Source organism: Paenibacillus albidus (assembly GCF_014644435.1).
In the GTDB taxonomy this organism is placed as follows: Bacteria; Bacillota; Bacilli; order Paenibacillales; family Paenibacillaceae; genus Paenibacillus_AQ; species Paenibacillus_AQ albidus.
Genome location: NZ_BMKR01000085.1, coordinates 1 through 5,960, shown reverse-complemented (window position 1 = coordinate 5,960; position 5,960 = coordinate 1). Strand labels below are relative to the sequence as shown.

7 protein-coding genes and 1 pseudogene are annotated in these 5,960 nt (G+C 45.8%); 5 read left to right on the top strand and 3 right to left on the bottom strand.

Annotated elements, in window-relative coordinates; all coding sequences use genetic code 11:
* The first annotated feature begins 234 nt into the window (after positions 1 to 234).
* The 3 genes from IEY53_RS34465 to IEY53_RS34460 all read left to right on the top strand — a co-directional run bounded on the left by IEY53_RS34465 (position 235) and on the right by IEY53_RS34460 (position 2,993).
* The gene (locus tag IEY53_RS34465; protein WP_308424282.1) at positions 235 to 1,848 is read left to right on the top strand and encodes a class I adenylate-forming enzyme family protein; all 1,614 of its coding nucleotides are present in this window, start codon (positions 235 to 237) and stop codon (positions 1,846 to 1,848) included.
* Between the two features lie 114 nt (positions 1,849 to 1,962).
* Positions 1,963 to 2,097: a GNAT family N-acetyltransferase gene (locus IEY53_RS36240; protein ID WP_215184849.1), complete on the top strand. Its 135-nt coding sequence runs from the start codon at positions 1,963 to 1,965 to the stop codon at positions 2,095 to 2,097.
* Between the two features lie 20 nt (positions 2,098 to 2,117).
* Positions 2,118 to 2,993, top strand: coding sequence for a PhzF family phenazine biosynthesis protein (locus tag IEY53_RS34460; RefSeq protein WP_189032824.1), 876 nt, complete (start codon positions 2,118 to 2,120; stop codon positions 2,991 to 2,993).
* 314 nt (positions 2,994 to 3,307) lie between these two features.
* Here the strand turns inward: IEY53_RS34460 and IEY53_RS34455 are convergent, their stop codons facing one another.
* The gene (locus IEY53_RS34455) at positions 3,308 to 4,057 is read right to left on the bottom strand and encodes a YqcI/YcgG family protein (protein WP_189032822.1); all 750 of its coding nucleotides are present in this window, start codon (positions 4,055 to 4,057) and stop codon (positions 3,308 to 3,310) included.
* 101 nt (positions 4,058 to 4,158) lie between these two features.
* Positions 4,159 to 4,932 carry an alpha/beta fold hydrolase gene (locus IEY53_RS34450; RefSeq protein WP_189032820.1) on the bottom strand — a complete coding sequence of 258 codons (774 nt, stop codon included), beginning with the start codon at positions 4,930 to 4,932 and terminating at the stop codon, positions 4,159 to 4,161.
* Between the two features lie 137 nt (positions 4,933 to 5,069).
* Here IEY53_RS34450 and IEY53_RS34445 point away from each other — a divergent pair, with 137 nt between their 5' ends.
* Complete coding sequence (locus IEY53_RS34445) at positions 5,070 to 5,555, top strand: NUDIX domain-containing protein (protein ID WP_189032818.1); 486 nt, start codon at positions 5,070 to 5,072, stop codon at positions 5,553 to 5,555.
* 49 nt (positions 5,556 to 5,604) lie between these two features.
* Here the strand turns inward: IEY53_RS34445 and IEY53_RS36235 are convergent.
* A pseudogene (locus IEY53_RS36235) lies at positions 5,605 to 5,757 on the bottom strand (hypothetical protein); the annotation flags it as partial.
* A 35-nt stretch (positions 5,758 to 5,792) separates the two neighbouring features.
* Between IEY53_RS36235 and IEY53_RS34435 the strand changes: the two are divergent.
* Entirely contained in the window at positions 5,793 to 5,948 is a 156-nt protein-coding gene (locus IEY53_RS34435) for a hypothetical protein (protein ID WP_189032816.1), read from the top strand.
* Positions 5,949 to 5,960: the final 12 nt, after the last annotated feature.

Genomic DNA, 5,960 nt, shown 5'->3' with positions numbered 1-5,960 from the left:
AGACTTTAACGCAAGCCTGAACATTCTTGCCGAAGGCAAAAGACTTCTTGAGGTGTAATCTTTACACGAACTGTCGGAACGACAGGGTTAGCTTGGTATATTTCTCTTCGTTAGAAGGGACTACCCAAGAATCTCGTGACTTTAGTCATGAGAGGTTCAAACCTAATCCTTCCAGATGTGTGGTACTCTTTTCTTATTCCTAGTTTTCATACCCTATTAAGGTAAATTAAAATATTGGAGAGGATAATATTGCTTTTATCTGAACGCTTGTCATTGGCAGCAAGTTTGTACCCTGAGGCACCAGCGCTTCTGAGTCACGGGCAGTATATAAATTATGGAGAACTGCATCGTCAGGCTGAACAACTCAGTCACGCCCTGTATGCCGAGGGCCTTCGGCCAGGGGATCGGCTTGCTCTACTCGGTAATCCCGATCCGCAACTTGTTCTAGCACTTTATGCCGCAGTTGGGATTGGTGTTATTCCGCTCGTGCCGTCCCCTTTACTTACTGCACCCGAGATCGCAGCCATTCTTGAGGACGCGGAACCGCACATGCTTATTCATGACAATCGTTACTCCGATACCGCTAACTCTATGATAAAACTTCTCTCGAATCCTCCAATGCTGTTCACAACGGAAGAAGGTTCAACTTCTACTTCGCTAAATTCTCTTTTGCGGAAGAAACAGGGATCGCCTCCAAGTGGCACTTGCAAGCGAAGTTCAGACGAACCAGCCGTTCTGATCTATACAGGCGGAACAACGGGTAAACCGAAGGGGGTAATGCATTCGCATCGTGGCATGGCAACCTGGAATCAATTTACCCCTTCCGCTGGTTTCGGTTATGATATCAGGCGTCGTGTACTGGTGCTCAACATATCGCATCTTGTTGGTCAATTCCAGCTGTGGGCGACTATGGCCGCTGGAGGCTGCTTGGTCTTTCTGGACGAGTATCCGGCAAACGTGCACAGCATACTGGAGGCCGTGGAACACGACCGGATTACACATCTCAGTACAGTCGGTAAGTTGCTTCGCGACCTCACTCGAGAGACAGCTGCAACCGGAAGGGATATCCAAAGCCTGAAGGTGATCGGTTGCGGCGGGTCTATCATAGCACCGGAAACCCTGCGGGATGCGGTTGTGCAATTCCCGGAAGCGATGATTGTCAACAACTATTCGCAAGCGGAATGCGGAATGTCCATCAGCAGATTATTTCCTGTCCGGCATCAAGACGATCCCGTTCGTCTTCGATCTGTAGGTCGTCCAGCCGATCTAGCCGCACAGGGGGAACGGGCCTTTCAGGTTCGGATTATCAGGGGGGACGGTCAGGCGGTAGAAACAAACGAGCCCGGCGAAATAGTTGTTCAAGGTACGCAGACTATGATAGGGTATTGGCGTCAACCGGAGTCTTCCAACGAAGCGATGCTCGAGGGTTGGATTCGGACCGGTGACGTTGGCTATCTGGATGCCGATGGTTATCTTTATATATTGGATCGACTGAAGGATATAGTTATAGTTGACGGTTCAAACGTGTATTGTGCTGAAGTAGAGCAGGTGATCGCAAGCCATGAGAGGGTTCATGATGTGGCTGTAATCGGAATCCCACTACATTGCGAGGGTGAAACGCTTGTCGCTTGCATAGTTCTACGGGAAGGTTATACCTTGAACCTGGCACAGCTGCAGAAGTACTGCGAACCAAGTCTCGCACGGCACAAATGGCCATCTCATTTGTTCATCCTGGATACTTTGCCTCGAACGGCCGTGGATAAGGTGGACAAAAAGCGCTTACGTAATCAATTATCCTCATCTGTATTTGAAGCGTTGAGCAACCATATCCCTATATTTAAATCTTAGACAAGGTTATGAACGTGATATCCAAATAAAATCAGAAGCTCAACAAGAGACCATTAAGTATCTAGAAGAGGTATACTTATACTATGGCCCAGAATCTTTGTAGAATGCGTTAGTTTGCGTGTAACAAAATCAGATCATCAAGCAGAGTTGGGCTATTGGGTAGGCCGCCCATTTGGGGGATTAGGTTTTGCTACAGAAGCCGCTAAAAGAATAGTTTATGACCAGTTGAATTTAGAAAATCTGGAATAGAACAAAAAGGAGAAATTGATATGGATTTTTATATCGTAGATGTCTTTGCTGAAGAAAAATATCAGGGAAATCAGCTTGCTGTTCTAGTGCCAGACAGTAACCTCACAATGAAGGAGATGCAGCAGATTGCCAAAGAAATTAATTTTTCGGAAACGACCTTCATCATGTCCAATAAACAAGAAAATGGCGGGTATGATGTTCGAATCTTCACCCCAGATGCAGAGTTGCCCTTCGCGGGTCACCCAACCTTGGGCACAGCGTATATCATCAACCGGATAATGGAAAACGGAAATGCCTCTAAAGTCGTCTTGAACCTGCCTGTCGGACAAATTCCAGTTATTTTTAACGGCGATACTCTCACCATGAGTCAAAACGAACCTTCCTTCGGCATGAAAATAGACCAGTTCGAATTTGTCGCAAGGGTGCTCAATATCCAAGTGGAGGACATACGAACAGATTATCCAATCCAGCAGGTCTCCACAGGACTGCCTTGCATCATTGTCCCACTGAAAGCGGTCGACGCGGTACAACGATGCAGCATCGACCATGTACAATTCAAACGCTTTTTGGATACTTATTATTACTGTAACCTGCTTGTTTTTTCTGAGGAGGAAAGCAAGGACACAAACTGCCTTCGTGTGCGGGTATTCATGGACAACACAGGCTTTTACGAGGACCCGGCGACAGGTAGCGCAAATGGTAATTTGGCGGGCTACCTTCTGAAATATAGGTTCTTCAATAAAGAAAATATTGATGTTCGTGTCAATCAGGGCTACGAGATGGGACGTCCATCAAGAGTAAATATTCAAGCCAAATTAAAAAATGGCACCTATGATATCCAGGTTTCCGGGAAAGTGCAACTGGTCGCAAAGGGAGACTGGTTATCGACTGACTGAGAAGGACACAGGGATGGGTATAGCTAAATCGCAACAATCTAATTCAATAATATAATCGAACAAAAAGATGTTATTTCTCATTCAACGTGAAACGTTAGTTGAATCAAACAGCGGCAGTCTAGGACTTTATTTCGTCCAAGGCTGCCGCTGTCTTTTTATTTGAGCCAGTCTATCGCTTTATTTTCTTCCCATACTAGGCACATAATAAAGTCCGGAGTTTATGAAGATGTAGTACTTTATGAAATGGGACTCAGCTAAACATTAAAGCAGCAGATACACCGGGTGGGGATCTGCCTTTTAATATAGCCTCTGGTCTACTTCTCCGCCTGCTCCTTCTGAATCGCACGATGGAATGGACATCCAGTAGGAGATGAATCGTCATCCCGCAGAAAATACTGCTTATATTCGAGATTCCCCTGCGATCCGTACAGCTTCAACTCCGGATGGGCTGGCGCTGCGTCGTAAGCGGCCAAACGGGCACGGATTCGGGGAGCAATAGCAGCTGCTTTTTGAGGATGTGCTTTCCACTGGTTCAATACCCAGCGTGGTGTCATAGCCAGCATAAAATAAGGGAAACTCCGGCTCTGTCGGGATGTATGTGCCGGGGTAGCACAGTAGACGAAATACCGCTCGTCGTCATAACAGAATTCCCACATCGCCTGCTCCGGATCTTCCGGAATGTCCTTCGGCCATGGCGTACTGTCCAAACAGCTGACCTGGCTTAATAAGTCCCAGAATACTTCTTCATATTCCAAGACATCTCTAATCTTCTCCTCTGACTCAAAAAAGACAACCAACGATGTGTAATCACCAAAAGAATGCGAAGATTTACCATACTCGGCGATGAGCTCCGTCAGCTTCCGGCCTGCCGATTCATGCCTGGGATTAGGCACAAAACCATAACGGAGGTGACCCAGGGCGAAGGCTTGTGTGGCCGGAATGCAGGGAAACCGTGCTTCAGGGTTACTTATCTTGGAAGCAAACAGCCGGTAGGCCTCTTTCTTCCAGGCTTCCAGAGAAAGCTCTTCATTCTCGATTTCCGTATATTGAAGCAAAAGCGGCATGAACAGCCCTCCTTATACCAACAGCATATCGCCTGGAGGCAAAAGGGTGACTGTCTAATAAGAAACTATGACGTCCCTAAGGGCAATAGGTATAGATGTGGTCAGGTGCTGAAGCGGCGAATGAACTGCTCGATCCGTTCGTTCAGTGGTCCTGGGGCTTTCGTTGGAATCCGGTGATCGACTTTACTAATGAATACCAGCTCATTCTTAGGCAGTCGTTGATGCAACATTCGGGCATATGGATGGAAAGGCTTGTCTTTCTCCCCGTAAACTAACAGGACGGGAAGATGGATGTTCCCAAGTTGCGAGGTACAGTTATATTTCAGACTGTACCGGTAATATTGTTCCGCATTTTTGGCATTTCCTTTTTTTGCATCGTTGAATAACTCACGGAACAAAGAAATATTTTTAGCTTGCGTCCAGGCAGTAGACAACGCGATCATGCCAACTGCACCAAATTTGGAGAATACAGCGCCCAAAGATATTTTGTTTCGGAGACGCCCACCTTTGACCTCCGACATTCCGCCGATAATGATCCCTCCCCATGCCCGCTCAGGATGAGTCAAGAGAAACTCGAGTACAACCGAACCTCCGGTAGAATATCCGCATAAAAAAACTTTTTCGATGTTTAACTGGTCGATCAACTGTTTGATATCCTCAACGATTAAAGGATAAGTAAGCGCTTGTTCGGAAGGCCCGCTCCCGCCATGTCCTCTGATATCAAAAGTTATAGTTCGAAAATGAGGGGACAGCCCCTGGATTTGATAAATGAAATTTAAGCTTGTAAGTACCGGTGGATGAATAAAGAGGATGGGGGTTCCTGTTCCGCGATCAATAAAATGCATCGAGTATCCGTTTATATTAGCCATGGTCATTGTATAGTCACTCTCCATGTTATAATCATGATTCAGCACAATTAGGACATAGAGTGTCCAAGATAGCATTCCTTTATGATTTTATGATGAAAGACAAACGTAGCTCTTAGAAATTGATAAGGATGTGATGATATTAGATGGAAAAGATACGACTGCGTGCTTGTGCATTAATCATTGAGAATGGTGCTATTCTGCTGGTTGAGTTTAACAACGACAATGGAGATGGAGTGCATTACAATCTTCCGGCAGGTGGCCTTGAGCCAGGTGAAACACTGATTGAAGCTGTAAAACGGGAAGCAAAAGAAGAGGCATGTGTGGAGATAGAAGTGGGTCCTGTTGCATTTGTATACGAATATCAACCAACTAAAAGCAACTACATATACGGGGACACCCACTCTGTAGGCGTGACATTTGAATGTAAATTGAAGACTGGATCGAACCCCCAACTCCCCGAATCTCCAGATCCTCAGCAAATTGGTGTGAAGTGGCTCCCTATTTCTGAATTGTATTCCATTCAACTCTATCCGGAGATTAATCAGGATATTATTGATTACTACAATGGGAGGAATTATCGGAATTATGTTGAAGAACATGAAATTCAAGAGAGTAAGTCGTTACACTAACTTCCATTTAGAAATTAGAAATTAAACAGATTCACCGGATGTGGATCTGCTACTTTTGGTATGGCCTCCGGTCTATTCCGCCGCCTTCTCCCTTTTGGATAGCACGATGGAATGGACATCTAGCCGGTGATGTATCGTCATCCCGTAGAAAATACTGCTTATACTCGAGATTACCCAGCAATCTGTACAGCTTCAATTCTGGATGGGCTGGCGCTCGTGGGGGGCACTTGCAGCTGCATGATTACGCTCAGAAAAACAACGCTGGAAAACTCCATATTTAACTTGGCAAAAACAACGGCGCTTCGCTGCGTCCCCGAAGCGAAAGGAAGGGTAACGATGATTATGACACAAAAACCAGCTAATACTTGTCAAGGATTTTGTATTGGAGATTAACGTCCATCTTGA